General features: G+C 52.6%; 30 protein-coding genes and 1 pseudogene. 18 read left to right on the forward strand and 13 right to left on the reverse strand.

Annotated features, from left to right (window positions below; all coding sequences use genetic code 11):
* Window positions 1-2 precede the first annotated feature (2 nt).
* The 3 genes from ACZ1HF_RS16075 to ACZ1HF_RS16085 form a co-directional block, all read right to left on the reverse strand.
* Window positions 3-2,174 carry an FHIPEP family type III secretion protein gene (locus tag ACZ1HF_RS16075; protein ID WP_472658454.1) on the reverse strand — a complete coding sequence of 724 codons (2,172 nt, stop codon included), beginning with the start codon at window positions 2,172-2,174 and terminating at the stop codon, window positions 3-5.
* Window positions 2,175-2,206: 32 nt separating this feature from the next.
* Window positions 2,207-2,719: a hypothetical protein gene (locus ACZ1HF_RS16080; protein WP_472658455.1), complete on the reverse strand. Its 513-nt coding sequence runs from the start codon at window positions 2,717-2,719 to the stop codon at window positions 2,207-2,209.
* Between the two features lie 119 nt (window positions 2,720-2,838).
* Window positions 2,839-3,495 (reverse strand): hypothetical protein, encoded by a 657-nt coding sequence (locus ACZ1HF_RS16085; RefSeq protein WP_472658456.1) that lies wholly within the window; start codon window positions 3,493-3,495, stop codon window positions 2,839-2,841.
* Window positions 3,496-3,714: 219 nt separating this feature from the next.
* Here ACZ1HF_RS16085 and ACZ1HF_RS16090 point away from each other — a divergent pair, with 219 nt between their 5' ends.
* Genes ACZ1HF_RS16090 through ACZ1HF_RS16110 form a run of 5 tightly spaced genes read left to right on the forward strand, consistent with a single transcriptional unit; the run spans window position 3,715 to window position 6,146 of the window.
* Complete coding sequence (locus ACZ1HF_RS16090) at window positions 3,715-3,882, forward strand: hypothetical protein (RefSeq protein WP_472658457.1); 168 nt, start codon at window positions 3,715-3,717, stop codon at window positions 3,880-3,882.
* Window positions 3,883-3,927: 45 nt separating this feature from the next.
* Window positions 3,928-4,362 (forward strand): hypothetical protein, encoded by a 435-nt coding sequence (locus ACZ1HF_RS16095; protein ID WP_472658458.1) that lies wholly within the window; start codon window positions 3,928-3,930, stop codon window positions 4,360-4,362.
* A gap of 10 nt (window positions 4,363-4,372) precedes the next feature.
* Window positions 4,373-5,374, forward strand: coding sequence for a hypothetical protein (locus tag ACZ1HF_RS16100; protein WP_472658459.1), 1,002 nt, complete (start codon window positions 4,373-4,375; stop codon window positions 5,372-5,374).
* A gap of 8 nt (window positions 5,375-5,382) precedes the next feature.
* Entirely contained in the window at window positions 5,383-5,808 is a 426-nt protein-coding gene (locus ACZ1HF_RS16105; RefSeq protein WP_472658460.1) for a hypothetical protein, read from the forward strand.
* Window positions 5,805-6,146 carry a hypothetical protein gene (locus ACZ1HF_RS16110; RefSeq protein ID WP_472658461.1) on the forward strand — a complete coding sequence of 114 codons (342 nt, stop codon included), beginning with the start codon at window positions 5,805-5,807 and terminating at the stop codon, window positions 6,144-6,146. Before ACZ1HF_RS16105 ends, ACZ1HF_RS16110 begins: the two co-directional genes overlap by 4 nt.
* On the opposite strand, the gene ACZ1HF_RS16115 is transcribed toward ACZ1HF_RS16110, so the two are convergent.
* Window positions 6,130-6,900 (reverse strand): hypothetical protein, encoded by a 771-nt coding sequence (locus tag ACZ1HF_RS16115; protein WP_472658462.1) that lies wholly within the window; start codon window positions 6,898-6,900, stop codon window positions 6,130-6,132. The two genes, ACZ1HF_RS16110 and ACZ1HF_RS16115, sit on opposite strands and share 17 nt — an antisense overlap.
* A gap of 559 nt (window positions 6,901-7,459) precedes the next feature.
* Between ACZ1HF_RS16115 and ACZ1HF_RS16120 the strand changes: the two are divergent.
* A pseudogene (locus ACZ1HF_RS16120) lies at window positions 7,460-7,636 on the forward strand (IS481 family transposase); the annotation flags it as partial.
* An 81-nt stretch (window positions 7,637-7,717) separates the two neighbouring features.
* Here the strand turns inward: ACZ1HF_RS16120 and ACZ1HF_RS16125 are convergent.
* From ACZ1HF_RS16125 to ACZ1HF_RS16160, 8 genes are all read right to left on the reverse strand, one after another.
* Window positions 7,718-8,134: an FCD domain-containing protein gene (locus ACZ1HF_RS16125; RefSeq protein ID WP_472658463.1), complete on the reverse strand. Its 417-nt coding sequence runs from the start codon at window positions 8,132-8,134 to the stop codon at window positions 7,718-7,720.
* Between the two features lie 38 nt (window positions 8,135-8,172).
* Window positions 8,173-8,613 (reverse strand): GntR family transcriptional regulator, encoded by a 441-nt coding sequence (locus ACZ1HF_RS16130; RefSeq protein ID WP_472658464.1) that lies wholly within the window; start codon window positions 8,611-8,613, stop codon window positions 8,173-8,175.
* Window positions 8,614-8,667: 54 nt separating this feature from the next.
* Entirely contained in the window at window positions 8,668-9,336 is a 669-nt protein-coding gene (locus tag ACZ1HF_RS16135) for an RraA family protein (RefSeq protein WP_472658465.1), read from the reverse strand.
* Between the two features lie 17 nt (window positions 9,337-9,353).
* Window positions 9,354-10,109 (reverse strand): SDR family NAD(P)-dependent oxidoreductase, encoded by a 756-nt coding sequence (locus ACZ1HF_RS16140; protein ID WP_472658466.1) that lies wholly within the window; start codon window positions 10,107-10,109, stop codon window positions 9,354-9,356.
* A complete protein-coding gene (locus tag ACZ1HF_RS16145) occupies window positions 10,106-11,134 on the reverse strand; it encodes a zinc-binding alcohol dehydrogenase family protein (protein ID WP_472658467.1) in 1,029 nt (342 codons plus the stop codon). Before ACZ1HF_RS16145 ends, ACZ1HF_RS16140 begins: the two co-directional genes overlap by 4 nt.
* Window positions 11,135-11,195: 61 nt before the next feature.
* The gene (locus tag ACZ1HF_RS16150; RefSeq protein WP_472658468.1) at window positions 11,196-12,107 is read right to left on the reverse strand and encodes a sugar ABC transporter substrate-binding protein; all 912 of its coding nucleotides are present in this window, start codon (window positions 12,105-12,107) and stop codon (window positions 11,196-11,198) included.
* A 60-nt stretch (window positions 12,108-12,167) separates the two neighbouring features.
* Entirely contained in the window at window positions 12,168-13,151 is a 984-nt protein-coding gene (locus ACZ1HF_RS16155; protein ID WP_472658469.1) for an ABC transporter permease, read from the reverse strand.
* Window positions 13,148-13,930, reverse strand: a complete 783-nt coding sequence (locus ACZ1HF_RS16160; protein WP_472658470.1) for an ATP-binding cassette domain-containing protein — start codon at window positions 13,928-13,930, stop codon at window positions 13,148-13,150. The genes ACZ1HF_RS16155 and ACZ1HF_RS16160 overlap by 4 nt, the downstream gene beginning before the upstream one ends.
* A 107-nt stretch (window positions 13,931-14,037) precedes the next feature.
* On the opposite strand from ACZ1HF_RS16160, the gene ACZ1HF_RS16165 reads away from it, so the two are divergent.
* The 8 genes from ACZ1HF_RS16165 (at window position 14,038) to ACZ1HF_RS16200 (ending at window position 19,905) form a co-directional block, all read left to right on the forward strand.
* Window positions 14,038-14,352 (forward strand): UxaA family hydrolase, encoded by a 315-nt coding sequence (locus tag ACZ1HF_RS16165; RefSeq protein WP_472658471.1) that lies wholly within the window; start codon window positions 14,038-14,040, stop codon window positions 14,350-14,352.
* The gene (locus ACZ1HF_RS16170; protein ID WP_472658472.1) at window positions 14,349-15,551 is read left to right on the forward strand and encodes a UxaA family hydrolase; all 1,203 of its coding nucleotides are present in this window, start codon (window positions 14,349-14,351) and stop codon (window positions 15,549-15,551) included. Before ACZ1HF_RS16165 ends, ACZ1HF_RS16170 begins: the two co-directional genes overlap by 4 nt.
* A 723-nt stretch (window positions 15,552-16,274) precedes the next feature.
* Window positions 16,275-16,532 (forward strand): hypothetical protein, encoded by a 258-nt coding sequence (locus ACZ1HF_RS16175; RefSeq protein WP_472658473.1) that lies wholly within the window; start codon window positions 16,275-16,277, stop codon window positions 16,530-16,532.
* A gap of 30 nt (window positions 16,533-16,562) precedes the next feature.
* A complete protein-coding gene (locus ACZ1HF_RS16180; RefSeq protein WP_472658474.1) occupies window positions 16,563-17,180 on the forward strand; it encodes a hypothetical protein in 618 nt (205 codons plus the stop codon).
* A gap of 394 nt (window positions 17,181-17,574) precedes the next feature.
* Window positions 17,575-18,216, forward strand: a complete 642-nt coding sequence (locus ACZ1HF_RS16185; protein WP_472658475.1) for a PEBP family protein — start codon at window positions 17,575-17,577, stop codon at window positions 18,214-18,216.
* Between the two features lie 22 nt (window positions 18,217-18,238).
* A complete protein-coding gene (locus ACZ1HF_RS16190) occupies window positions 18,239-19,201 on the forward strand; it encodes a YHYH protein (RefSeq protein ID WP_472658476.1) in 963 nt (320 codons plus the stop codon).
* A 41-nt stretch (window positions 19,202-19,242) separates the two neighbouring features.
* Window positions 19,243-19,491, forward strand: coding sequence for a hypothetical protein (locus tag ACZ1HF_RS16195; protein ID WP_472658477.1), 249 nt, complete (start codon window positions 19,243-19,245; stop codon window positions 19,489-19,491).
* A gap of 81 nt (window positions 19,492-19,572) precedes the next feature.
* Window positions 19,573-19,905, forward strand: a complete 333-nt coding sequence (locus ACZ1HF_RS16200; protein ID WP_472658478.1) for a PAS domain-containing protein — start codon at window positions 19,573-19,575, stop codon at window positions 19,903-19,905.
* A gap of 196 nt (window positions 19,906-20,101) precedes the next feature.
* Here ACZ1HF_RS16200 and ACZ1HF_RS16205 read toward each other — a convergent pair whose 3' ends face one another.
* A complete protein-coding gene (locus ACZ1HF_RS16205; RefSeq protein WP_472658479.1) occupies window positions 20,102-21,154 on the reverse strand; it encodes a nuclear transport factor 2 family protein in 1,053 nt (350 codons plus the stop codon).
* A 116-nt stretch (window positions 21,155-21,270) separates the two neighbouring features.
* Between ACZ1HF_RS16205 and ACZ1HF_RS16210 the strand changes: the two genes are divergently transcribed.
* The 4 genes from ACZ1HF_RS16210 (at window position 21,271) to ACZ1HF_RS16225 (ending at window position 25,606) form a co-directional block, all read left to right on the forward strand.
* Window positions 21,271-22,320, forward strand: a complete 1,050-nt coding sequence (locus tag ACZ1HF_RS16210) for an ABC transporter ATP-binding protein (RefSeq protein WP_472658480.1) — start codon at window positions 21,271-21,273, stop codon at window positions 22,318-22,320.
* An 81-nt stretch (window positions 22,321-22,401) separates the two neighbouring features.
* A complete protein-coding gene (locus ACZ1HF_RS16215) occupies window positions 22,402-23,628 on the forward strand; it encodes an ABC transporter substrate-binding protein (protein WP_472658481.1) in 1,227 nt (408 codons plus the stop codon).
* Window positions 23,629-23,697: 69 nt separating this feature from the next.
* Window positions 23,698-24,723 (forward strand): carbohydrate ABC transporter permease, encoded by a 1,026-nt coding sequence (locus tag ACZ1HF_RS16220; RefSeq protein ID WP_472658482.1) that lies wholly within the window; start codon window positions 23,698-23,700, stop codon window positions 24,721-24,723.
* A gap of 22 nt (window positions 24,724-24,745) precedes the next feature.
* Window positions 24,746-25,606, forward strand: a complete 861-nt coding sequence (locus tag ACZ1HF_RS16225) for a carbohydrate ABC transporter permease (protein WP_472659071.1) — start codon at window positions 24,746-24,748, stop codon at window positions 25,604-25,606.
* The last annotated feature ends 130 nt before the right edge of the window (window positions 25,607-25,736 follow it).

Here is a 25,736-nt window from a genome sequence, read left to right on the forward strand (position 1 = left end):
TGTTAAGCTGTTTCAAATTGATCTTCAGCTAAGGCCTGATCGATTGCGCTACTTGGCAATTTAATAAGATCGACAGGACATGTTATTACATCCGCAGATATCTCATGTGCGGCCAAAACCGGCAAGTGTATGTCATTTGCAGCGAGGAAATTGCGCAGACGCCGACGAATATCGGTCGCAGTCAGAATTACCATCTGTTGACTTTCAAATTCGTCACGATTGATTAGATCACGAAATTGGTTGACAATCGCATCTGCTAATTCGACATCGAACATTAAACCGTCAAGTGACGCAAGATTGCCTGACCTTTTCGCGTCGGCGACTGATTGACGTGCCATAGCTTCGAGGGCCGGGTCTACAATCGCGACACCCATAGTGTTTGATGGTCCTGCGATCATATGACAAAGCTGGCGTTTCATAGAGCCACGCAGACATTCCGAAATCAAAACTGCACTTCCCCCTTCGTTGACTTGTGACCAATAGATCATCGAGTCAATCAACAGGTTACGAGGACGCAGTGGGATCCCGTCTTCGACGAGGTAGCGAATAACTTGAAAGAGACCGGATCGTTCAAGGTCGGCTTCAAGTTTGTCGATCCCTTCGGAATTAATTGCGCGGGACTCCTCAATAAATATATCGAACTCCCGATTTGAGAAGAGTGAGCCAAGATTTTGTTCGTAGAGCCTGAAGGCCATTTCAGCGAGACATGTCAGCATATCGGGTAGTTCAGCACCAAGGTCGAGCAACTCGTTCCGATATTCTGTGGGGAACCATCTGGCCTCGAAAAGTGGCCAGTGAACTTCTATACTGTCGGTTTCTGGACAGCCAATAAGATCAACATATTCTACCCCGCATTTCGCGAGGACAAAATTTTCAAACAGCGTGATACTGCGTAGCGGAACCTCATCCAGCACGACTATACAATCGCGGGGGTCAACGATATTTGATATTTCCACAGAGATTGACGGAAAGGCCACCCCTCGCATCTCTCTCAACCGATCAAACAATTTGTCCATGGCCTGCTGCAAAAGGTCGGCTCCGACTTCACTGTCAACATCTGACCCCAAAAGAAACTTGAACCGCTTGGATCGCTCAATATCAGTACTGACATCGGCAATTGCCTCGCCGTCAATTGCAGGTGTTGATGTCGCGTCATCAGAAGCTTCAGCACCTTCCTCGGTATCGCTTTTCTGATCGTCCTTTACAGAAAGCCTGCGCAATAGCATCCAAACGATGACAAGTACAACCGACGCAGACGCGAAAATAATCAACGGAAATCCGGGCACCAGACCCATCCCGAAAACGATTAAAGCGGCAACACCAGGCACCCTTGCGTCTGCTGCCAGCTCAGAAGCAATATCAGAACCCAAATCGGAATTCTCTACATTGGCAACGCGAGTGACTATGACACCCGCGCAAAGAGACATCATCAAAGCCGGTATCTGCGCGACTAACCCGTCTCCAATTGTAAGCAGCGAATAGACTGAAACGGCTTCCCCGAAACTATAGTTGTGTAAGCTCAGTCCTACAGCAACACCGCCAACAAGGTTGATCACAATAATGATCAATCCTGCGATCGCATCGCCCTTAACAAATTTCATCGCGCCATCCATTGCGCCAAAGAACTGGCTGTCTTTGTCAAGTCGTCTGCGTCTACTGGCACCCTCTTCCTGACTAATGGTGCCGGCGCGAATATCAGCATCAATGCTCATTTGCTTGCCGGGCAGCGCATCAAGCGCAAATCTTGCACCAACTTCAGCAACACGTTCCGCCCCTTTGGTTACAACGAGAAATTGCACAACAGTAATGATCAAAAAGATAACGAGCCCAATTGCGACACTTCCGGCTACTACAAAATCACCAAATGTTTCGATGATTTGTCCTGCATCAGCTTCAGACAGTATCAAACGGGTAGTGCCGATGGACAGAGCTAACCGAAACGCTGTTCCGATGAGAATAACAGATGGGAACGTAGAAAAATCTGAGGGATGTTTCAGATATATTGATACTACTAGCAAAACAACCGCTAGGGACATATTGATGGCTAGAAGGACATCAATAATTTGTTGGGAGAGCGGCACAATCATTAGTGCAAGTATCATAACGAGCAACGCTACAAGAATGAGATCTTTTCTAAACACTGTTTTCTCCCAAAGCAAAAAAGGAGGCGCCAAGAGGCGCCTCCTGATATTGAAATCAGCTGGGTTTAGACCTTACCTGCCAGCTGTTGTGTGACCTTATTTGGCTCAGTGGACTCTTTAAAGTCCATTTGCTTTTCGGCCATTGCTACATACAATGCATTGGCGCGACCTTTGATCGCGTCGTCGTTTGCCGCCGCATCCGCAGTGGATGTGGAGCTCGCGCCTGATGCTAGCTGGGTTTCTGCCATAGTATTAGTCCTCTCTTCTATGGTATTGGCTTTCGCCAATGGTGATTGCCGGATCGTTTCGGCAGGTTGAAAACGCGTATCTAATGATTGCAATGTCTGTTGCGGTGATCGAAACGCGTTCATTGATATCCCTTTGAAGTCTTTCGACATCATCAAGGATGGGACGGATTTACTTAATTTGCTTTCCATAGCGCTCAGCTTTTTATCAAGCCTCTCTAATGCCGTTTCTACTGATTGAGAAAACTGACGTGTTTCAAGACTTTCTAACGCTTGCTGCTGACGTTGGGAGACGTCTGCAAGTCGGCGAGCTAGGTGATTAAAGTTAATCATTAAGTTTGATCCTTTCCTAAATTGAACTATGGCTGTTTGTGTTTTGTTAGTCTCCTGCGCAATTCATGATCTAACTTCACGTGTGATACGTAAATTCTTACGTAATCTGATAGTCCACCTCATTCTGAAACGACTCCAGCACGACGGACGATTACTTTGCGCTCAGTTGCTTTCCTTGGAGACGGCACTGATTCTATGACTGCTTCTGCGAATGCCAGAAATGTAGGGGGTCCCGTAAGGACAAGCGCTACGCCGTCCGCTGTAACTGAAATTGGATGTTTCTCAAGCACCAGCCCGGACTGCTCAAGTGCTTTCATTGCTAAATGGGGTGGCAAATCACCCAATCGTACTAATCGCGTTATGACCTCTGTTTGATCAGCAACATAAATAACGCCGTTAAAGCGAAACCAGTTCAGTGAGGCGTGTTGCGACACCGCATCCAGGACATTATCTATTTTTCCAGACACCAAGAAACGATGAAGGACACCATTCACGTGATCAGATATTCTGACGCTAAAATTTGCATCTTTAGAAAAGGTTTCTAGAAAATCTCGAATGCGTTGCGAGATTACCTTATATTCATGGTTCTTCTGAAAAACATCGACATCTCCAGAGGCAGCATCAAAAATCGATTGCTTTGCTTCGGTCCCGGATATGGTAGCTAGGTCTATGTTAGATTGAGCGTATACAACGGCTCCGCCAAGAATAAGATTACAAATTAGACCTGAAGAAAGTCCACGAAACGCCGCCATTATATATTGTGAATTATTTTGCATTCAGCTCTCCCGGGTGACGCCCTGAAATGGTCGTATCGATTACACCCCGAAGCACTGGAAATATTGCGGAGTTAAGTCCGCAAAAGCTACGTGATTCGTCACGCTCTACGTAATCTTTTACGTACCAAAGGAGGCAGGTGTGGGGCCCGCTGTCAGTGCACTCTAAATCTTAACCAACTTTAATGGACATTATCGCACCATTTGAAAAGGAGTATGAAAATGGCAGTATCAGCAACCGGCGCCGCAACAGAAGGTGTGGCGACAACGGACCCAATAGCTGCGGACGCCGCAGAAGCCGAAGGAAATGGTAATCTCGAACTAGAGGTGGTGATGGGAATGTTTCTGACCGAACAAGCCATCGAAGAACTACAAGAGCGCGAGAAATAGACGCGTATTTCTTTTTTGCGAAGAACTATCAAAGAGGGTTTATCAATGTCAGAAGTTATTGCGGCTGTTGACGCGATTGGATCGGTTGAGAGCAGCGGGAAACCGTCGCACGATCTTTACAATATGACCGGAACAGCCTCGCAAGAGCAAAACCAGAATATAAACCTTGAGAGCCTAGCTGAACGGGCGATGCAGCGTATGGTGGATGCACCCCATGCAGAAAAACCCATGAGCATCGCCCGCAAAGCAGTTTCCGATCAGAGCGCTGGCTTGGTTGGCGAAGTCAAGGCAGATATCGTATCTGATGTTGACCGACCCGGCGTGCAGAATCGCACAACAGAGCAGCAGAGCTTTGAGGCCCAAACGCAGCACGTCGAGGAACGAGTGAAAGCGCTGTATCTGGATTTGACAAATTATCAGGTCGCTTGGAAGATCGCGCAGAGATTGCAGCAAGACATAACTCAGCTTTTGCGCGGATAAGCGAGGTTACATGCTCGCACCAATCGAAGTACACAAAGACATTCTCGCTGATCGCGTGCGTACTATGGGCAATAGGCTATTGCCTAGCGTATCTGCCCCTGAAATCAATATGTCAGTCACTTACCCAGGCAGCACCCCTGTTTCTAGGATGGTGAAAGACAACGACGTTCTGGTAGGAAGCGGTGCCGACGATAACGTTTTGATCATTGACCCCGATGTCATGCCAAATCACGCTCGCTTACACTTCGCACGATCAGTCTTTGGCGATGTTGCGATTGCTGAAGCAATAGAAGGCGCGGTCGTCATTGATGGAACGGAGATTCCCAAGGGTTCCCAAAGTAGATCCTACAGACTCCCTATCAAAATGGAAATCGGCGGAATTGAACTCGCGCTAGGTGCCAATACGGTGCCTGTATCAACAAATCGAAGCGCGCCCTCCGCTGTACGAAAAGTCGCTCAAAGAATTAAACGGATAGGAGTTATTTCCGCTATTGCTTTGGGCCTCTTCGCTGTACCATGGGGTATTCTATTGCCCAAGACTCCCTCCTATCGGCTGGAACGTGTTTCCGACCCCTCACGACCATTAGTTGCAGGCCATTCAAAAAAAGAAACGCCAGAGATTTCTTTGGCACTGAAAGCTCTGGATGCGCAGCTCATTGAGGAGAAACTGGCGGGTTACGTGACTGTGGAATATGTCGAAGATCAAAAATCCGTTTTTGTGGTGGGCACACTTCCAGCCGTGAAAACTCAGGAATGGCGTTCGGTTCAAAAATGGATCGACAGTCAACCAATTCCCGCAAGGGTTGTAGCCCAAATCTCATTTAAACCTGGATTAGACGAGATGCCACCAATCTCGTTGGTACGAATCGCTGAACCGAGCTATGTGCGCCAGATGAATGGACGCGAGGTCCGCATCGGTGAAGAGATTGCCGTGGGTTGGCGCCTTGAGCGCATCGAAGCCAATCTGATCACTGTCGAACGCGATGGTGAAAAAATCGAAATAAAGTATTGAGAAACCTCATGGATCGCATAAACGACAAATCTCGAATTCAAAGCAGTAGTGCACCACAGCACGTCGACAGATCCAATATCAGTGATCGAATTGACCGGAGCGCCAATGTTGCCGTTCCTCTTGATATATTCGCCCAGGAACAATTAATCACACTGATGTCTGTTGTGCGTAAGCCGCCGGAAATGGCGCTTGGTGATATTTTGTCACTTAACAGCACTGCTCTTGATGAAGTGTCACGGAAAACAATAGATGAACTATCGCGTTCTTCTACATCGGAACTTGGCTACCGTATTGCATCATTGGTGATCCGGCGTGAAAGTGAGGTTAATCAATCTAACAACATTGCAGCTCGCCAGGGTTTTGCAGAGTTAGCTCAATTGGCAAGAATGTTTGAACATGTGCATTTGCTCAAGACTGTTGGAGCCGTCGGATGAAACTCCAAACTTCGATACAAGATAAAAAGCAAGAAGCTACTGAAGACGCAAATTTACTCAACCAGATCGCCTCGGTCCATTTGCTTTATGGACGTATTGATCTAGCAATCCATATGCTTGAGTTATCCGATTATATACGTCCAGAGTTTCCTGAAACGATCAAACTTTTGTCAAAGGCTATGTTTCGTAAGAGAAATTCAGAACGAGTTGTTGATTTGTTGATTACAGTGGAATTGCTCGAAAATCGTCCCCTTTCGCGTGAGTTTCAACTTCTCAAAGGACGATCTTTAGCGCGGCTCGGCCATATCCAGGCTGCCCGCGCTACAATTCTGACCTGATCTTCTTTTCATCTTCTGGATCGTGTGCACTAACATTCAGTGTAGAGGTGTTGAGCAACAGGTAGGATCCGTATCCTTTTGCAAAAGTTACCAGATGGCGGCGCACGCGTCTTAGTCGTGTAGTTCGGAAAGCTGCCCAGAACTCTGCCAGAATATTAACGCCTTGTTCTTGTGCCGTCTCAGCAATTATTCCCGAAAGAGTATCAACGGTTTCGTCTAGGATTTCGCTCTTCGATATATTACTGTTAATTACCAAAACCTTTTTACCATCATCCATTTCAACCAAGCGTGATTTCTCATTTGCTTCGAGACTAATAGAGCGCTTACGGTTATTTTCGCTAACGATTGTTGTTTCCTTTTCAGGCTTGGTCGCAACGACATCGACATCAAGTAATTTCTGGTCCTCAATCTCTTCAAAGGTGTCTTCCACCGCCTCTACTTGGTCAGGGCTACGCTCATGCGCGCGTTTTCCATCTAGAGATGTGGCGATTTCATTGCGGGACTTGGGATCCCGAATATCATCCTTGACTGCTTCTACGACGATGTCCCCAGCTTCTTCAGCCTCTTGATCGTCCGTTTCGTCAGAACTTGTCGTAGCTTCGTTCAGAACAGTGCCTTGTTTCTTGGTAGGCCGCGAACTGACAGAATCCAACGAAATCTTGCCATCAGGGTCGCTATCGCTCAGCGTTTGTGTTTCATTTTGTTTTACTGGCTGATTGAGCGATCGTGTACGCTCGGATACTGAATTGTCCATACTGCACCTCCTGAGTTAATTTATAGCAAGATTTTGAGGCAAAGGATTGTCAGATATACGTAAGATACTTAGTATGACATTAGCAGGTTAAACACAGGTCTATGATCTGTACTACGCCTTGCCGAGAGCCTTTAAATCACTCAAGTGTCCTGTTTATTTCTTTGTCTGGCCCCATTTCTATGTGCAACTTTTGAACAGGGTTTCTAGAATGGTCGAGGGTATGTCCATGTTCTGACGAAGCCGGTCCGTCATTAGGCGGTTGCAACATCAGAACCACACCCTAGGTGTTTTGATCCCAGGTTTTGATGGTGTGATCCGTTCGTTGGACTGGAAGGAAGCATTATGGGCCAAGTTTATCATGGCAGCGCCACGACCATGCACGCTGTCAGAGCGGTAATACAGCGATCTCCTGCACGGTCTTGTCACCACGCAGCGCTTCCAATGCCACTTTAGCCTTAAACTGATCTGTAAACTTCCGGCGCTTTGCTGTCTTCGTATCCCTTCAAAGGTCCAGGATATACCTTAGATGACTGTCTGATTTTCTGGGACCAGTTCAGTTCAGGTCGAGCGGATGAGCCGGACAATCAAGAATGCCACGGTGAAACGGTATTACTAAGACACCCACGATCAGCTTTGCAGCCATCTCAGCGATTTCTTGGATGCCTATAATTTTGCACGTCGCTTGAAGACACTCAGCAGGTTAACGCCTTACGAATACATCTACAAAATATGGACATAAGAACCAGAGCGATTCATCATAAATCTGATCTACCAAGTGCCGGGACTAAACACCCAGACCCACAATCCGGGTTTGGCGTTATTTTGTGGGCACCCACGAAACAGAAGCGATCAGTGTTTCTTTCGCATGGGACAAGTGTTCAAGAAACAAGAGCTCTGCTTCCGACAATTGATCGGTTTCGAGGGCAGTGATAATTTTCAGATGTTGGTGGGCTGCATCGCGATTGCGCTCCATCTCGTCCAGTTTGTTCCAGCGGTAATGGTAGTGAAAGACCAGCGAGATCAGCTCAAAGAAGTCGCGAACGAAACGGTTGCCATATCCGTCGATCCAGATCCGGTGTAACTTTTCATCTAACCGAGGAAACAGCAAGTAATCCTGCTCAATGTTGTCCAATATGGTTAAGTGCTCGTATTTGAGAGCAATCGCCTCTTGATGCGCGGCACTCCCGGCTGCGAGGAAGGTTCTGAAAGCCTTCCGTTCAAACATTTCCCGCACGGCAAACAGCTCATCGGCGAAGTCCCGGGTGAAGCCATTCAGGACCCAATGCCGGTTAGGTTTTTCTCAATAAGACCAAAGCGCGAGAAGCGGATCAGAAATTCGCGAACGACGGTTGAGCTGACACCGAAATATTTTGCTAATTCGCTTTCGTTCAACGTGGCGCCGGGGGCGAGTTCGCCTGCGAAAATATATTCCATGAACAACGAGGACAGTCTGTCAGCATTGGACGCAGTTTCGTCCTTCGGGAAGTATTCGTTGCGGCGAGGTTTGCGCAAAATCTTTTTTGACCGGCCTGACCACTGGATAAGGCCGGTGTCTTGAAGGCCGCTCAGAATGCTGCGCACGGTGGTTCGGCTAATGTTCCATTTCTGTGACAAAGCCACCTCAGTTGGAAGGTCGCCTTGCGCATCTGTTTCGCAAATCAGATCAAGCGCCCGGTTGTAACTTTCCTTATAGATGCTGCTGCTTCGGGACATGGTCCATCGCTTTCAGTCGGTGTTCTGTTGGCGCTGTACCAATAACATGCGGCGCTACATGACGCCAAATGTGTCAAACGCCTCTCTTGTGCTCATCCCGGCGCGAATGGCTGTGGCGACCTTATTTTCTGTATGTACCTTTTCATGGGCGGCTTGGATCACTTCATGTTCGACCGCGTTTGGCACGATCAAGACGCCCTCATCATCTGCGACGATCAAATCGCCATTGGCGATCATGACCTGACCGATTTGCAACGGCATGCGGTAGTCGACGACTTTGCCCCGAACGCCCTGATCCTGCGCATAGGCCCCGCGTGAAAACACCGGGAAGCCGAGGTTTCGGATCTCGGCGGTATCGCGCACATAGCCATCAAGAATAGCCCCGGCAGCATTGAGATGCTGCGCCCGCGTGGACATCAAGCCACCCCAGAGCGCGCAGTTAAGATGTTGCCCTGAGGTGATGTAGATCTCTCCCGGTTGCATGTCATCAAGGGCCTCGAACATGATTCCAAACGCTTTGTCAGATAGCGGGCCCCGCCCAGGCCCCGCGGAGGCTTTGATTTCCAGAACCGGCATGGCACGGCCCACCAATCGCGTGCCCGGCGTCAAAGGCGCAAGACCCGCCGGTAGGAATTGATGTCGATACCCCATTGCATCCAACACGTCACCGATAACAGCGGTGAAAAGCTCGGTGCGAATTTGCTCAAAATCTATTTCGTTCATGTGAGAAGGATCCTTGTTCAAAATCCAGTTGCGCCGCCACCATCGACCAGCACGACCTGCCCATTGATGTATTTCGCAGCAGGCGAGGCGAGGTAGGCGCAGCACCAGCCAATATCGTCGGGCTGACCTAGGTGGCCCATTGGGATACGGCTCATGATCTTTTGCTGCCGCACCGGATCGTCTTTGGTGGCGTTGCGGTAAATATCGGTGTCGATCCAGCCGGGAGCCACGCCGTTGACCCGGATACCACGGGCTGCAAATTCGGCCGACAAGCCGCGCACGACGCCATTGATCGCGGTCTTTGAGATCGTATAGCCCGCAACCATCGGCTGGCCGATAAACGCGGTCATAGAGGACAGGAACTGCACGGTGCCGCTGCGATCTTCGGCCAGCATCCGGCGGATCACATGGCGGCTCAGCTCCAACGCGCCGCGCACATGCACGTCAAATACCTGATCGAACTCTTCTAAAGACTGTTCTTCAAAAGGTTTTTTGAGCGTGTTGCCAGCGTTGTTGACAAGAATGTCGATGGGACCGAGCCGGTCTTCGAAAGTTTTAATGCTGTCGGTATTGGCCAGATCAAGAGACGCTGTCTGACAGCCATGTCCGATCTCTGCGGCGGCGCGATCAAGCACATCGGCGCGACGCCCGGCAATTATAACCTGTGCGCCGCTTCGCACCAAACAAGACGCAATCGCGCGGCCCAACCCTGTGCCGCCGCCTGTGACCAAGGCGCGCTTTCCGTCCAGTCCATAAATGTCCTGCAAGCTCATGCAGTGACCCTCATATCAATCATGATCTTGAAAATCTCGTCTCGGTGATCGGTCCAATACCTAAGCGCCTGATCCGCATCCGCCCAAGTGAAGGTCTTGGAAATAAGTCGCTCGCCAATTGGGGTATGCTGCGCAAGATAGGCGATAACCGCTTCAAAGTCGGTGCGTGTGGCGTTGCGAGAACCCATGATATCAAGCTCCTTGAGGTTGAAGAACTTGGTGTCATAGCTGACTTCGGCTTTGGCGTAGCCGACATAGACCACACGGCCCGAAAACGGGGCGAGGTCGATGGCAACGCGGAATGTGGCGGGGAGACCTACGGCCTCGATGATGACATCCGCTCCGGCGCCATTGGTCAGGCGATCAATTTCGGACGTCAGATCGGTGCGGGTCGGATTGATAACGGCATCGACGCCAAGGGTTGCGAGGGTGTCTGCTTTGAGGTGCGAGACCTCGCTGACAATTACCTTTGCACCCTGCGCAAGCGCACCAAGAATAGCCCCGACGCCAATCATCCCGCCGCCTAAAACCAGAACCGTATCTGTAGCTCCAACTCGCCCGCGCGATACGGCGTGAAAGCCGACGGATAGTGGCTCGACCAGTGCCATATGCGTAGGCGGCAGAGTGTTGTTGAGGATCAGCTGATCTGTCTTCAGCACGATCTGCCGACACAGCCCGCCATCCTGCTGGACGCCAAGCGTTTTGTTGAACTGGCAGGCGTTGACACGCCCCTGCCTGCAAGACGGACAGGTGCCGCAGGTGGTGTAGGGGATCACGATGGCGCTTTGGCCTATGGTGAATTCTGCGGGCACATCTGGCCCAACGGCCGCGATTACGCCGCCGATCTCATGACCAGGTATACGCGGCAGCTCGACCAGCGGGTTGAGGCCATTGAATGTGTTCAGATCACTGCCGCAAAGCCCGACATTATGCACATCAAGCAACACTTCGCCAGGACCGGGCACAGGAGCCTCGATGTCTCGAAATTCGGTATGTCCGATTTGGTCGATGACAAGCGATTGCATAGAAGACCTTTAGCGAAAGATCCTGCGGGCGGTAACTATTATCGCCCGCAGGGATGTTGGTTTACTTGAATTCAGCGACGTTATCGGCGGTGATTAAGATGCCGTCGATTGGGACTACGGCTGGGGCGCTTTCGCCCTTGATGATGTTGAGCAGGTTTTGCACCGACTCGATCCCCATCCGGGTATTATCTTGTTTGATGGTGGCCGATTGTTCGCCTTCTTCAATGGCCACAAGATTGGCGGGGTTGCCGTCAAATCCCACGACCACTAGCCCGTCCAGCTTGCCAAGCGCCTTGGACGCTGACACCGCAGCGAGCGCACCGGGATCCCATGCGGAGAACACCGCCTTGATATCAGGGTTGGATTGCAGGAAGTTGGTCGTCGTCTCAAACGCACAAGCGTCTTGCCAATCGCAAATCTGGAAAATCACCTCGTGTCCGGCAGCTTCAGCCGCGGTCAGAACGCCATCGCGCCGTGCATTGCCGGTCTGGTGCCCGGCGGACCCGCCAAGGATCAGCACGGAGCCTTCGCCACCGAGTTGACCGACTATATATTCACCCGCAATCCCTGCAGCAGCCAAGTTGTCCGTTTGCACAAGGCTGGAGACATGGCTGTGGTCGATCGCGGTATCCACGGCCACAACCGGGATGCCTTTGGCTGCGGCATTGTCAAGCGAGGCGTCAAAGGCGCGGTTGTCTACTGATCCAATGATAATGCCGTCCACACCCATATCAATGGCGCGGTCTACGGCGTCCTTTTGGGCTGCCGCATCAGGCGACGAAGCTGTCATATCAATAAACTCAACGCCTTGCTCTTCGGCTTCTGCAGCGGCGGCTGTGGCGACCCCGATCCAGAATGTGTTGTCAGTAGAATAACCCGTGTAGGCGATGCGCATATCTTCGGCGATTGCGGCAGTGCCAAGGCCTACGGCAAGAGCGGCTGTAGCCACTGCGGTTTTCAGGTTAAAAGTCATATAGTCCTCCCAGTTTTTCAATTTTTGCCCGGGTCTCGGGCGGTCAAGCACGGGTGTTTTTCACCGCGTGGATTTTCGCCAGACATCCCAATAGACGGCCATGATGATAATGGCTCCGATTGCGATGCGTTGGTATGATGTGCCGACGCCCATATAGGACAGCCCGACAAGGATGGTTTGCATGATCAACATGCCCAAAAGCGTTTTGCCGACCCCGCCGCGCCCGCCAAACAGGCTGGTGCCGCCGATGACGACGGCGGCAATTGCGTAAAGCTCGTAGCTTTGGCCGCGCGCGGGCATGGCAAAATTCAGCTTTGACACCTCAATAATCGCCGCCAGCCCCGCCAGCAACCCGCCCAGCATGTAGTAATAGATGCGGCTTTTTGCGATGGGAACACCGGCAAGCCTTGCGACCTCTTCGTTGCCGCCAATGGCAAAGGCACGGTTGCCAAGCCGGGTTTTGGTCAGAAACAAGCCGGTCAGAAGTGCAGCGGCGAACATGATCAGAACCGGGACGGTGTTGCCCGTGCCAAGGAACTTGAACGCTTCGGGGAAGCGTGACAGGTCCCGGCCGCTGGCCAAAATTTCGGCAAGCCCTTTATAAGCGGTCAAGCCACCTAACGTGACGATGAAGGCTGGCACTTTGGTAATGACCTGAATGGTGCCATTAAGCGCGCCTAGGGCTGCGCCGATACCAAGTCCCAGCAAGACCGCGACCGCAGGGTGCAGCCCCCATTCGGCCATGAAAATCCCAACTGACACACCAACCACCGCAAAAATTGAGCCCACCGATAGGTCTAACCCGCCAGAGATAAGCACAATCGTGGTCCCGCAGGCGAGAATGGCCAGAATTGAAGCCTGCGCGAAGATCGACAGCAGAGTTTCAAAGCTGCGGAAAGGCGGGGACATGATGATGAAGAACAGATAGATGATTGCCAGCGCCGCCAGCACTTGCCAGATCTGCATAAAGTTATGTTTGAGCACCTCAAAGCTGCCCGCAGAGACACCAGGGTTCGACATGGCGGTTTGGCTGTTCTGGCTCAAGCTGTCACCTGCGCGCCTGTGGCCCCGGTAATCAGGCCGACCAGAGTGTCGCCATCGACGTCCTTCACATCCCGCTCCGCAACCAGTTTGCCGAGCCGCAACACCATCACGCGGTCGCAATAATTCAGCACATGTTGCATGTTATGTGTAATCATGATCACTGACAGCCCGTGATCTTTAAGTGAGCGGACAAGGTTCATCGCCATCTTGCTTTCGCGTACCCCAAGTGCTGCTGTCGGCTCGTCCAGAATGGCAACGCGTTTGCCAAACATTACGGTTTTCGACAGCGCTACGGCCTGCCGTTGTCCGCCGGAGAATGCTTCCGCCTCGCGGTAGATATCCGCGATGCGCACGTCCAGCTTGGCAAGCAGCGCGCGAATTTCTGCATCCATTTTTTTGAAATCGAGCACGCCAAAGACCCGGCCCAGCCAATCATCGCGCAAAATTTCGCGGCCCAGAAAGACGTTTTTGGTAATAGACAGCTCGTTGACCAGAGCGAGGTCCTGATACACGGTCTCGATCCCAGCAGCTTTAGCGTCTGATGGGGTCTCGATATGCGCTTCTTTGCCGTCAAATCGAATAACGCCTGACGTGCGAGGAATGGCCCCAGTCAGCGCTTTGATCAGCGTCGATTTGCCCGCCCCATTGTCACCGACAACAGCCAGAACCTCGCCCTCGTGGAGCGTCAGGTCGACGTTATCCAACGCGACAATGCCGCCGTAATGTTTGGAAATGCCGCGCGCTTCCAGAACTGGCTGATTTTGCATCGTATTGGTCATGCCATCCCCTCATGCACACCACGAAATGTTCGTTATGAGTAAAAAATATTTTCCCTTGCCGTCAATTGTTTTTTTTGCAAACTGTACATTTAGAGGTTGAAACCAGCATGAGCGCTATTGAAAATCATCCGTCTCTGCGGCTTTTGCGCCTGCATAAGAACGACAACGTGGCGGTGCTGGCCCAAGACGGGTCCAAAGGTGCACAGGCCCAGCTTGACGGCGAATCTATGTCGCTGCCTTGCGATCTAAGTATGGGACACAAGCTGGCGATTTGCGCGATTTCGCAAGGATCTGATATTATCAAATATGGCGCGCCGATCGGTATCGCGTCATGCGATATCGCGCCCGGAGCGCATGTACATTTGCACAATGTCGAAAGCCGCTACACCGTGATTGAAGACATGGAAGGGTGCCAAACATGACCCTGCAGATGACAGGATGGCTACGCGCAGATGGGCGCAAGGGCATCCGCAACAAGGTGCTGGTGGCCTATTTGGTCGAATGCGCGCATCACGTCTGCACCAAAATCGCGCGGCCATTTTCGGACGCAGACGTGCAGGTCATCGGCTTTTCGGGCTGCTTTCCCAGTATTTACGGGCAGGACATGATGGAGGCGCTTTGTACCCATCCCAATGTGGGCGCGGTGCAGTTGGTGTCGCTTGGCTGTGAGAATTTCCGCAAGGCTGATTTGTTCCGCGCCATTGAGGCCTCGGGGCGGCCGGTGAACCTGATTACTATCCAAGATACGGGCGGCACGCGCAAAGCAATTGACGCGGGCCGTGCGTGGGTGCGTCAGACGCTAGAACATATTGCATCCACGCCTCGGGTTCCTATGGACACCTCAGAATTGGTCATCGGCACGATTTGCGGCGGATCGGACGGAACCTCGGGCCTGACGGGCAACCCGGCAGCGGGCCGCGCGTTTGATCGACTGGTATCAGAAGGGGCCACCTGCATCTTTGAGGAAACGGGGGAACTGATTGGCTGCGAGCATATCATGGCGACCCGCGCCGCGCCGCCTGCGCTGAAAGCCGATCTGGTCGAAACGGTCGAAAAGGCCGCGCGCTTTTATGCTGCCATGGGCTATGGGTCGTTCTCGCAAGGCAACGCCACGGGTGGGTTGTCGACGATTGAGGAAAAGTCGCTCGGTGCCTATGCCAAGTCGGGCGACAGCCAGATAAGCGGCATTCTCCGCCCGGCGCAAACCGCTGAGACAAGCGGGTTATATTTGCTGGATGTGGTGCCAGAAGGGCAGCCGAAATTCGGTTTTCCCAACATCAATGACACCGCTGAGATTGTTGAGCTGATCTCGTGCGGGGCGCATGCCATTATCTTTGTAACAGGGCGCGGATCGGTCGTTGGATCCGCGATTTCTCCGGTGATCAAGGTCTGCGCCAATCCCGACACCTACGCTAAGATGGCCGACGATATGGACGTCAATGCGGGCCGCATCCTGCACGGCGCGGCGACGCTGGATGAGGTGGGCGACGAGATTTACAAAAAGCTGGTCGGGTTAGCGGCGGGAGAGACATCCGCGTCCGAAGACCTCGGCCACACCGAATTTGTCCTGACCTACAAAACCCAAACGCGCCCCGAGCCGGGCTGCCATAGCGCGGGATAGTTATGCTGACCTCTAAACACAAATTGTCCTTTGGATACGCCCGCATCGCCTGATTGTTCAAATCCGTCAGTATCAACGAGGATATGACGTCCTATCGACTGTCTGAGACGCAGGCGCCCGATATTTTAACACCGCGCCGCACTACGGCAACGGCATGTCCGAACACCTCCGTCATGATCCACGCAATGTTCGTTGAAAGCCCAGAAGCAGTCTAACACCTAATCTCGCCAAGACCTTCGCGGGTCTTTGCTTTGCGAACGTCGACGGACATTGCAACTTGCGTAGGCATCACATCCTGACCGCTTGCAACTTTGAATATTGATATGAAGACTCAATAAATGCCATATCGAAAATAGACTCTCTGCGCGATTATGGTCTGGATAGTCAAACTTGAGGTCGCCATTCGCCCGGGTTTTTATGAAATCGGTGAAGTCTGCCTCACATTCGTTCTCATCTCGTATCCTTTCAAGGACAACGATGAGCCAAAAAAGCTCGCTTAGCAAAACAACACAGCCTGTCTCAATGGTCGCGTCGCAGTCCTGAAAGAGCTGCTTTAAGCATTTCAGTTGTTCGAGAGAATAAGATTCCCCGGCAGAAGCAACCGTTGGTTGCTGCCAGCGACAATGTCACCTTTAGCATGTTCCGGGGTGGACGGGCTAGCAACGCCTGGAAATTTTCGACGGAAAGCGCAACGGTTCCCGTTTAATAGACAAGAGATGCTTTATGACGAAACGCGATAGATATAGCCCGGCCAATCTGGAGAGGGACGAGATGGAAGACGAAGAACCAATGTCAGGTTTCAAGACCTACGCTGCCGTATTCATGACAGGACTTGTTCTTGCCCTCGTGACGCTGCCATTTGCTGGCGTCGTACAGGCGCAAAGTCGTTCCGCTGGCCCATTCATGTCACGCGACTTGACTGTGGCCGCTTGCGCTGATGCCGACCCGACTTTGGCCACATGGATTTACAAGCCGTCCTAAAGGGCGGGCAACCACTAGGGAGACCTAACAATGCGAAGACTAATTTTAATGGCAGTAGTTTGCTGTACGGGCTTAGCGACATCTGCGCAGGCACAAGACGCGATGAGCTTTTTCATTACGAGCGAAAATCCGGGCGATGGTGCGAACCTTGGCGGGCTGGCGGGCGCGGACGCCCATTGTGCCGCCTTGGCTGACGCAGCGGGTGTCAGCGGCCAAACCTGGGCTGCCTATCTGTCCTCCAGCACCGAGAACGCGCGCGATCGCATCGGTACTGGCCCATGGGTCAACGCCAATGGTGTGGTTGTCGCTAATTCGGTGGATGAGCTGCAGGATGCTGCGGCCAACAACCTTAACAAGGACACAGCACTGAGCGAAACGGGCGCGGTTATCAATGGGCGGGGCGACGATCCGAACAGGCATGACATTCTGACAGGCTCGAACGCTGATGGTGTCCTTGAAGGGAACGCCTGTATGGATTGGACCAGCAACGCAAGCGATGGCTCCGCGATGGTTGGGCATCACGACCGCACCGGCGGCGGGGATGATCCTACATCATGGATTGCAGCGCATCCATCGCGGGGCTGCGGTCTGGAAGACCTGCGCGGCACAGGCGGTGACGGATTGTTTTATTGCTTCGCCACGAATTAAGCAGAAGTGCAGTGCGTACAGTTAGCGCGCTGCATCCTACCTTTTTCTCAGAGTGTGAGCGATACGTGAACCGCCTTTGCCTTTCAGCGTGTTTGCACGAGAATATCGAGAACATCACCAGCCGTACTGATTGCGCTTCACAGCCAATGCTTGGTGCTGCAGATCGTGATGACAACTTCGTCTAGGTGCCCCTTGTTATTCAGCGGTGATGGGCGCCGACGAATGTAGTTCGCGAAGTGTTGGGCAAAGCGATTAACCCACGGCCCACCGCTTTCTGGTTTACGCCTTGTTCCCCCAGCACGCTTTAGCCGCAATTCCAATAGCTGCGTTTGTACGCGACGGAATGCCAAAGCCTGTGCGTTTAAGGCCTGAGGTCAATCAAAAGGATCACGCAATGAAACGTGTTATCGCTATGCTTACTTTCCTCGTCATAACCACAACGACCCTCTCAGCCGAAACCCTTTCCGCTGACGTCTGGGCCGACAACTGGTTCGAAATGCGCATCGACGGCACGCAAGTCGCCGAAGACAGCGTATCGATCACCACTGAGCGATCTTTCAACGCGGAAAGCTTCACGTTCGAGGCAGAGCGCCCCTTTGTGATCGGTCTCGTTGCCAAAGATTTCAAAGAAAACGATAGCGGCCTTGAATACATCGGAAGCAATCGTCAGCAGATGGGTGACGGCGGCGTAATCTTGCAGATCATGGACGCTTCGGGCGAGACGGTCGTGGTGAGCGATGACAACTGGCGGTGCCTCGTCATTCATTCCGCTCCGCACGATAAATCCTGCGAAGGTGATGCAAACCCGGTTGCGGGCGAAGGTGCCTGCACTTTTGAGGCGTCAGACGAACCCAAGGGTTGGGATTTGGCGGGTTATGACGCCTCTGACTGGCCGCAAGCAAACGTCTATTCCGCTCGCGAGGTGGATCCAAAGGGCGGTTACGAACAAATCAGTTGGGTGGACGAGGCCGAATTGATTTGGGGCCCGGATCTTGAGCAAAGCAACACGGTGCTTTGCCGCTTAATAGTCGAATAACATAGCGTAAGGACGTCTCGTTATGACACTATGCAAACCGATTGCCATCACAATGCTCGCCTTGATCACCGTGCCCACATTCGCAACTACCCACGAGGACCATTGTGCGGCGGTTGCGGCGTCTGTCGCTGATGCGGGCTTCGCTGCGGAGGTTACTGTGACCTGCACTGATAGCCATGCCACGCTGCAATCGGACACCTATCCCGACCACGAATTGATGACAGGGATTGTCGGCACGAACGAACAGGTGCCAGTCCCCGCGGAGTATGGCGCACCGATCATTCTGGACCCAACCCTCGGGACTATGCCTTTGACCCGGGATGCCGCCCTTGGCGTCGCCGTGAATGGCGTGCCAATCTATGATTACACCGCCGGCGGCGAGATGAGCCAGGCCGATCTCGCCCACCATCAGGTCCATCACGATACGATCCAGACCGGCCAGCTTGATACCTGCGGTGGACATGCCGGACGCGGCGACGATTACCACTACCATGCCAAACCGACCTGCATGATTGAACAGATGGAAAATGCAGGCGATGCCGCGATCATCGGTTGGGCCTTCGATGGTTTCCCAATCTATGGCGATGCAAACCCGGACGGTACCGCGATTGCCGACGGTGATCTTGACCTGTGCAATGGCCAGCCGGACCAGACCTTTGGCTACCGCTATCACACCTCCCCCGATGCGCCCTACATCGTGCAATGCTTGATGGGCGAAGTGCCTGATTTTGACGCTCTGCCCCGTGTGCGCCCCTTGTCTGCGGTTGGTGGCGGCGGTGCCGAACCCGGTCGCCCGCCGCGTGGCGGTGTAGAAGGCCTAGTGTTCACGCAAACCCCCGACGGGTCGCGTAGCATGGATTACACCTACAAGGGCGAGGCCTATTATATCCGCTATGCACCCACTGATAAGGCTGGGTGCTATGCGTTCACAACGAAAACCGTCACCAATAACGGCGTGTTGGCGACGGGCGAATTCTGTCGATGAAACAGGTTTAGGCTATATGCACAACGACTGCGGTCTTCACTATGCTTGCAACGAGCAGTATGGGGCAAGATGAGTTTATCCTGTCCAGCCCTGAAATTGAGGACGGTGGCGCATTCCCCCGCACTGAAATGCACTTGCGAAATGTTCTAGCATGGCGCATCTCGGACATGCTGGAGGCAGGGTCTCGCGTCGATGCGGTGAATGTAGCCATCCAGAGGCTCGGCCCGTCGGAGATTATGAATACCGATCAAGGTTCCCAGTTTACGTCATTTGGACTTGTCGCGGTTTAGTTCCGGTCTCTTTCGAGCAATGTTTGCTATGAAGCATCACATATTGACGGCTTTCTTGAACACGCTGTTGGGCAGGACGCCATGGACGAAACTAGGCTTCTGTCATCGGTCGTGTGCCCCGCAGAAAGCGGTACGCCAGTGGTGTTCGTTTCCGATGCCTTCGAAGCGCATACCGGATATCCGCCGCATGAAGCTATCGGAAGAAACCTGTCTTTCCTGCAAGGCCCGGAGACAGAACCGCTAGCAGTTGAAAAGTTCCGTCAACTGATTGCCAATGGTGAGGCGGGATTGATTCAGATCACCAATTACCGCACAGATGGGTCCCTGTTCGTACACGAATGCGATTTTCGCCCGGTGCGCTACACAAACGACAAGATTACGCATTTCATCGCGATACAGCGGCTGGTTGCCTGATTTCAGCCTATTTTGCTCTCTAACCTGTCAATGCTTGTTTTCTAAATTCAAGTTTTCGATGTCAGAGGTTGCCTTTGTTCGTTTCGAACTCTGAGGTTCACGATAGGGTTGGCTAAGTGTGGGTCGGCAAGGTGGAAATACAAACACCTACAACGCGCTACCGCCGACAAACCCCAAAGTTGATAATGGGCATCGATCATACGACAGCCCCTTGCGCACCGGTTTCCTGTCCCGCAGCTATGCCAGTTATGCGGGACAGGATATCGATGCCTTGCATATTCCAGAAATGCAAAAGGTCGATGAAGACCCAGTTCTCGGACAGCTTGCCACCGTCGCGGCGGTAGATATCGATCACCCGCATATCTCCAGGCGTATTGGTGGCGGGCATGCCCATGAAGCCGCCTGAAGGCGTCAGTGTCAGGTTGGGCCAGCCGAAGAAACCGCCGAAATGCCCCTCGGCAATTCGGCAGATATGGCCATTGAAAGTCCGGTTGGTCATACCTGCGCGGAACGGGCTTGAATGTTGCTTGGCATACCGTTCGATTGTGTAGGTTGCGCCGATCCCGGCAGGTCCCCACCAGATCATGTCCTCGTTCCAACTGCGTCGCAACTCATCGACCAGAGGTTCCTTGACCCCGCCGCGCCATGTTTTGATGTCCTCGACCATGTGGTCAATTGCAGCCAATGTTTTACGTCCCTCTGCAGGATCTTGAGTGTCAAACATCAAGCCCCCATGCGTCATTGGCCCGGGTTGTACCAAATGCGCTGCAGTTTGCGGCGGAAAGGGGTGTAGCCCTGCCTGCATCATCAGATGCGGGATATCGAAATACACCGCTGTTTCGGTGATTTTACCGTTCTCGACCCGATGAAAGTCACAATAGGGCAGCATGGCGATCTTTCCGGTGGGTGGAATGCCCAACCAAGGCTCATCAAACAGGCCCATAAGATGCCCCATGGACACGACCCAAATGCCCCCTTGATCCTCGATTGTGTTCGCCCCGGCCATAAAGACATCCATACGCCGCTGTAGGTGACTAAGGGAGGTTTTAAGCGGCTGCCAGAACTGCGTTGCCACCTTATGGGCGCAGCGAATCTCATGAAACGGATGAAAGCCACGCCACAGATAATCAGATGCTATGAAGCGGTTTTGTACGTGCTCCAACTCACTTGCAGGTGAAGCGATAAGCTGGCTAAAATACTCCCGAACCAGTTGTTTTTCTGCCTGAAAATCCTGCTCGTTCCTGTTCATCTATTCGCCCACCTTATGGAAGCCCTTGCATAAGTTTGCAAAATTACCTTGCCAAAACGACAGAGCCGCGTCTAGTATTTTGCAAGCGTATGCAAGTAATTGCGTCTGGGGGACCTATGGCCGAAATTCAACTGCGCAATCTCTCAAAGCGCTGGGGAACATTTGTCGGCGTCGACAATTTCGATCTAACCATTGCTGACAAGGAATTTCTGGTTCTTCTGGGGCCGTCTGGCTGCGGCAAGACAACCACGATGCGCATGATTGCGGGGCTTGAAGACGCAACCGAAGGGGACATTCTGGTGGATGGCGCGCGGGTCAATGACCTTGAGCCGAAAGACCGTGATGTGGCCATGGTCTTCCAAAGCTATGCTCTTTACCCAAACATGAATGTCTATGAAAATATCCGCTTTCCTCTAAAAGTGCGCGGCATTGACCCAAGCACCCATGACGCAAAAGTGCGGCGCGCCAGTGCAATGGTCGAACTGGATGACTTCCTGCATCGCAAGCCTGCTGAATTATCAGGTGGTCAGCGTCAGCGTGTGGCTTTGGCGCGTGCGATTGTGCGTGAGCCCAATGTGTTTTTGATGGATGAGCCGCTGTCAAACCTTGATGCCAAGCTTCGTGTCTCGACCCGTGCGCAGATCAAAAACCTTAGCCACGAGCTTGCTGTGACCACAATCTACGTGACCCATGACCAGATCGAGGCGATGACACTGGCTGACCGCGTTGTGGTGATGAAACAAGGTGTGGTGCAACAGGTCGGTAGCCCGACCGAGATTTACGACACGCCCGCCAACGCCTTCGTTGCAAGCTTTATCGGAAGCCCGGCGATGAACCTTATCGATGGTGAGCTGAAAGATGGGGTTTTCCGGGCAAAGAACACTGAAATTTCTGGCCTCAACGGCGCTGATGGTAAGGCCACACTGGGGTTTCGCGCAGAAGATGTAAGCGTGGTGGGAGACGGCGGTGAAATCAACGCTCCGATCTACACAATGGAATTATTGGGTGATGCTACCATGGTGTCGGTCCGTATTAGTGGCGCATTGGTCAGCGTCAAAGCCGACAAGACTTTTCGCGCAGAGATCGACGAGACGGTGTCGATCCGCGTTCACAAAGATCATTGCCACCTTTTCGATACCGAAACAGGGGCACGCATTGGGGGCTGACGCCTCTGCAATTTCCCGCCTTGCGGGTCAACAGGGTGCAAGCTTCGAAGGCGCATCCAACCAAACAGGGAGAGAGACGATATGTTTCTAAAACATGTAGCTTTGGCCAGTGGGCTGGTTATGATGGCGGGATCGGCTCTGGCAGATTGTCAGATCTCGGGCCGCGTCAGCATTGTGGGAAATGAGTTTCCTGCAATCCATTCCGTCGCAGATGGTGCAAAAGAATGTACAGGTGGTGAAGTGAGCGCCAACCTGACCGCCGACCACCAGAAGATCAACGTGGCCGGTATGACAGGCAATCCGGCAGAATACACCACTGCGATTATTGCCAACAGCTCGATCGCAGCGCTGATGAACGAAGATGTTATTCGTCCTCTGGATGATCTTATCGCTGAACATGGTGCGGATTTGCAAGCCAATCAGCTAATCACGGTTGGCGGGAAAGTGATGGCTGTGGCTTTCATGGCGAATGCACAGCATCTGGTTTATCGTGCCGATGTGTTGGCTGAGGCAGGGCTTGAACCGCCGAAAACCTACGAAGATATGTTGGCCGGGGCGGAAGTGATCCGTGAGAAGGGCATATTGGAATATCCGCTTGGCGGCGCATATCAAGCTGGCTGGAACCTCGCTCAGGAATTCAACAACATGTATCTGGGCTATGGTGGTGAGTTTTTCAAATCAGGTACAGCGGAGGTTTCGATTAATAATGAAGCCGGTGTTGCTGCACTAGAAATGATGAAGGCGCTTTCGGAGTATATGAACCCGGATTATTTGACCCATGACTCCAACGCGACGTCAGCAGAATGGAAAGCCGGCAATGTCGCGATGATGAACATGTGGGGTTCGCGGATGGGGCCATTGACAGACCCCGAGCAATCAACCGAAGCAGTGGTGAAAAATACAACATTGGCTGGCCCAATGACTGTTGGCGGCGGCAGTATTCCGGCCACAACGCTGTGGTGGGATGGCTGGACCGTGGCCAAGAACATCTCGGATGAAGATGCGGCAGCGACCTTCCTGGCCATGTCGAATGGTATTTCCCCTGCTGAGCTGGATGATGAAAAGGCTAGCCTCGCCGTATGGTTAGTGGAGGGGTACGAACCAACCCCGGCGGCCGCTGGTGTATTCGAAGCCGTAACCATGAAAGCCAAGCCCTATCCGATGCTGCCCTACATTGGGTTGCTTCACACAGCTCTCGGTGCGGAAATTGTTGATTTCATGCAAGGCAAAGAAAGCGCCGAGCAAGCGCTGGCTGACGTCGAAGCGGCCTATACTGCCGCAGCCAAAGAAAAGGGCTTTTTGCAGTAAGTCATCGCAGTCTGGTCGATTAAACCAAGGCCAGATGCCTTTTCTTTCAACGAATTGCGAACTTGATCCATGAAACATCGCACTTTCTTCTGGTTCTTTCTTCCCACAGGGTTGGCGATGCTGCTGTTCATCGCCTTCCCGATTGTGTCAGTGATTACCCAATCCATGCACACACCCCATGATGCGGTGCTCGTGGTGACTGAAAATTGTGGCCCCTTTGGCTGCACAGAAGAAACGGCAGTTGATCAGGAGGCGACCGAGGCTCTGCGCTCAGCCAAGCCTGTTGGTAAATTTGTGGGACTTGATATCTATCTTGATCGCGGCCATCTGGCCGTGACGGAGGTTGCGCAAGCATGGCGTAATTCGGACAGTCTGGGGGCATTTTTCAATCGCCTTGGCAATCTGCCCTTTTACCGGGCGATGGCGTTCACGCTGACTTATACGTTCACGGTTACTCCGCTTCTAATCATACTTGGCCTGATGATCGCGCTAGCCGTAAATTCGCTTCACCGTCACCTCAAGGGGCTGGTGATCTTCTTTTCCCTTCTGCCAATGATCGTGACGCCGCTTATCGGGTCTCTTATCCTCTTTTGGATGGTGGACAGTCGCGGCATTCTGGGGTCCACTTTGCAATGGCTGGCCAATGACCCCGGCCTGTCGCTTAAGGCGTCTACCGGGCTGACATGGATCATGCTGATTGTTTACGGGGTTTGGCACTCCGCGCCGTTTGCCTTTGTCGTCTTTTATGCAGGTCTGCAAACCTTGCCGAAAGATCAGTTGGAGAGCGCTCAGATCGACGGTGCAGCCCGTTGGCAGCAGGTGCGATATGTCGTTGTACCGCATCTTATGCCATTGGTGACGTTTGTGGCGCTTATACAGTTGATGGATAACTTCCGTGTCTTTGAACCTGTTGTAGGCTTTAGCGCCGAGGCGCATGCGACCTCGCTCAGTTGGATCATCTTTAACGACCTCGGTGGCGAGACCCGGCAATTGTCGGCGGCCTCTGCCACCTCGGTTTTGACCATCATTGGCGTGGCCATCCTGCTGTCACCGGTTCTGGTGCGCACTTGGCATGACTTCAAAGGAAAGACCTGACATGGCCAGCAAAGCACAAAAGATGCCCTTTGGGCTGCGCGCAACATCGACAACCTTTGTGGTGATCTGGCTGATCATGGCGGCGTTCCCGTTCCTTTGGACGCTTTGGGGGTCGTTCAAGGTCGAGATCGACTTCTTCTCGATCGCCGATTGGACCAATGCCCTGACGGGCGAACGTACCAACGCCATTTATGGATCTCCCTTTACCGATGCAGGATATGAGGGCGCGTGGATACAAGAAGAATTCTGGCGCGCTGCGATCAACACCATGATTGTCTGCTTCTTTGTTGTGACGATATCGCTGACCTTCGGGACACTCGGAGGGTACGCCCTGTCACGCTCTGCGTATCGCTATACGTTCTGGCTGTTGATCATCGCGTTGATCTTTCGCGCCATGCCGCCGATCACACTGGTCGCAGGGTATTTGCTGCCTTTCTTCGAATGGAACCTCTGGGGTATCCTTCCCACCACGATCATCGTTCTGGTGGCGATCAACCAGCCCTTTACGCTTTGGATGCTGCATTCGTTTTTCCAAAACATCCCGAAAGAGCTGGATGAAAGCGCAAAGGTTGATGGTTGCACCCAGTTTCAGGCTTTTCGCAACGTGATTATTCCGGTGATGTGGCCAGGTGTCATCACTACGGGGCTCTTCAGCTTCCTTCTGGCCTATAATGATTTTGCTGTGACCTCGATGCTTCTGACGAAAGAGAACCACACAATGGTGCCCAAAATCGCCAGCTTCCTAGGCACCACCCAGACCGAGGGCAATGTGATGTTCGCTGTAGCAGCCGTTGTATCTGCCACTGCGCCCCTGTTCATTCTGGTCATGTTCTTTCAGCGCCAGATTGTAGGCGGCCTGACTGCCGGTGCGGTCAAAGGATGACCCAAAGGGAGTTGGAGATGTGCGCATATGCAGCACCTCAGCTTAGTGCCCATCTTTTCGACGAGATGGGCTGAGAAACAATGACCAGCGCGACAGAGACACTTTACGACGACACCTTACGACCGCAATA

It is taken from the genome of Litoreibacter sp. GN1-5, assembly GCF_055693805.1.

Coding starts and splice junctions, on each gene's coding strand:
- ACZ1HF_RS16090 (WP_472658457.1), top strand. CDS start 3,715: ATGGCAGTATCAGCAACCGGCGCCGCAACAGAAGGTGTGGCGACAACG.
- ACZ1HF_RS16210 (WP_472658480.1), top strand. CDS start 21,271: ATGGCCGAAATTCAACTGCGCAATCTCTCAAAGCGCTGGGGAACATTT.
- ACZ1HF_RS16115 (WP_472658462.1), bottom strand. CDS start 6,900: ATGGACAATTCAGTATCCGAGCGTACACGATCGCTCAATCAGCCAGTA.
- ACZ1HF_RS16135 (WP_472658465.1), bottom strand. CDS start 9,336: ATGAACGAAATAGATTTTGAGCAAATTCGCACCGAGCTTTTCACCGCT.
- ACZ1HF_RS16080 (WP_472658455.1), bottom strand. CDS start 2,719: ATGATTAACTTTAATCACCTAGCTCGCCGACTTGCAGACGTCTCCCAA.
- ACZ1HF_RS16150 (WP_472658468.1), bottom strand. CDS start 12,107: ATGACTTTTAACCTGAAAACCGCAGTGGCTACAGCCGCTCTTGCCGTA.
- ACZ1HF_RS16140 (WP_472658466.1), bottom strand. CDS start 10,109: ATGAGCTTGCAGGACATTTATGGACTGGACGGAAAGCGCGCCTTGGTC.
- ACZ1HF_RS16200 (WP_472658478.1), top strand. CDS start 19,573: ATGGACGAAACTAGGCTTCTGTCATCGGTCGTGTGCCCCGCAGAAAGC.
- ACZ1HF_RS16205 (WP_472658479.1), bottom strand. CDS start 21,154: ATGAACAGGAACGAGCAGGATTTTCAGGCAGAAAAACAACTGGTTCGG.
- ACZ1HF_RS16225 (WP_472659071.1), top strand. CDS start 24,746: ATGCCCTTTGGGCTGCGCGCAACATCGACAACCTTTGTGGTGATCTGG.
- ACZ1HF_RS16110 (WP_472658461.1), top strand. CDS start 5,805: ATGAAACTCCAAACTTCGATACAAGATAAAAAGCAAGAAGCTACTGAA.
- ACZ1HF_RS16130 (WP_472658464.1), bottom strand. CDS start 8,613: ATGTCCCGAAGCAGCAGCATCTATAAGGAAAGTTACAACCGGGCGCTT.
- ACZ1HF_RS16195 (WP_472658477.1), top strand. CDS start 19,243: ATGCTTGCAACGAGCAGTATGGGGCAAGATGAGTTTATCCTGTCCAGC.
- ACZ1HF_RS16185 (WP_472658475.1), top strand. CDS start 17,575: ATGAAACGTGTTATCGCTATGCTTACTTTCCTCGTCATAACCACAACG.
- ACZ1HF_RS16095 (WP_472658458.1), top strand. CDS start 3,928: ATGTCAGAAGTTATTGCGGCTGTTGACGCGATTGGATCGGTTGAGAGC.
- ACZ1HF_RS16180 (WP_472658474.1), top strand. CDS start 16,563: ATGCGAAGACTAATTTTAATGGCAGTAGTTTGCTGTACGGGCTTAGCG.
- ACZ1HF_RS16170 (WP_472658472.1), top strand. CDS start 14,349: ATGACCCTGCAGATGACAGGATGGCTACGCGCAGATGGGCGCAAGGGC.
- ACZ1HF_RS16165 (WP_472658471.1), top strand. CDS start 14,038: ATGAGCGCTATTGAAAATCATCCGTCTCTGCGGCTTTTGCGCCTGCAT.
- ACZ1HF_RS16100 (WP_472658459.1), top strand. CDS start 4,373: ATGCTCGCACCAATCGAAGTACACAAAGACATTCTCGCTGATCGCGTG.
- ACZ1HF_RS16105 (WP_472658460.1), top strand. CDS start 5,383: ATGGATCGCATAAACGACAAATCTCGAATTCAAAGCAGTAGTGCACCA.
- ACZ1HF_RS16175 (WP_472658473.1), top strand. CDS start 16,275: ATGACGAAACGCGATAGATATAGCCCGGCCAATCTGGAGAGGGACGAG.
- ACZ1HF_RS16220 (WP_472658482.1), top strand. CDS start 23,698: ATGAAACATCGCACTTTCTTCTGGTTCTTTCTTCCCACAGGGTTGGCG.
- ACZ1HF_RS16215 (WP_472658481.1), top strand. CDS start 22,402: ATGTTTCTAAAACATGTAGCTTTGGCCAGTGGGCTGGTTATGATGGCG.
- ACZ1HF_RS16190 (WP_472658476.1), top strand. CDS start 18,239: ATGACACTATGCAAACCGATTGCCATCACAATGCTCGCCTTGATCACC.
- ACZ1HF_RS16160 (WP_472658470.1), bottom strand. CDS start 13,930: ATGACCAATACGATGCAAAATCAGCCAGTTCTGGAAGCGCGCGGCATT.
- ACZ1HF_RS16085 (WP_472658456.1), bottom strand. CDS start 3,495: ATGCAAAATAATTCACAATATATAATGGCGGCGTTTCGTGGACTTTCT.
- ACZ1HF_RS16145 (WP_472658467.1), bottom strand. CDS start 11,134: ATGCAATCGCTTGTCATCGACCAAATCGGACATACCGAATTTCGAGAC.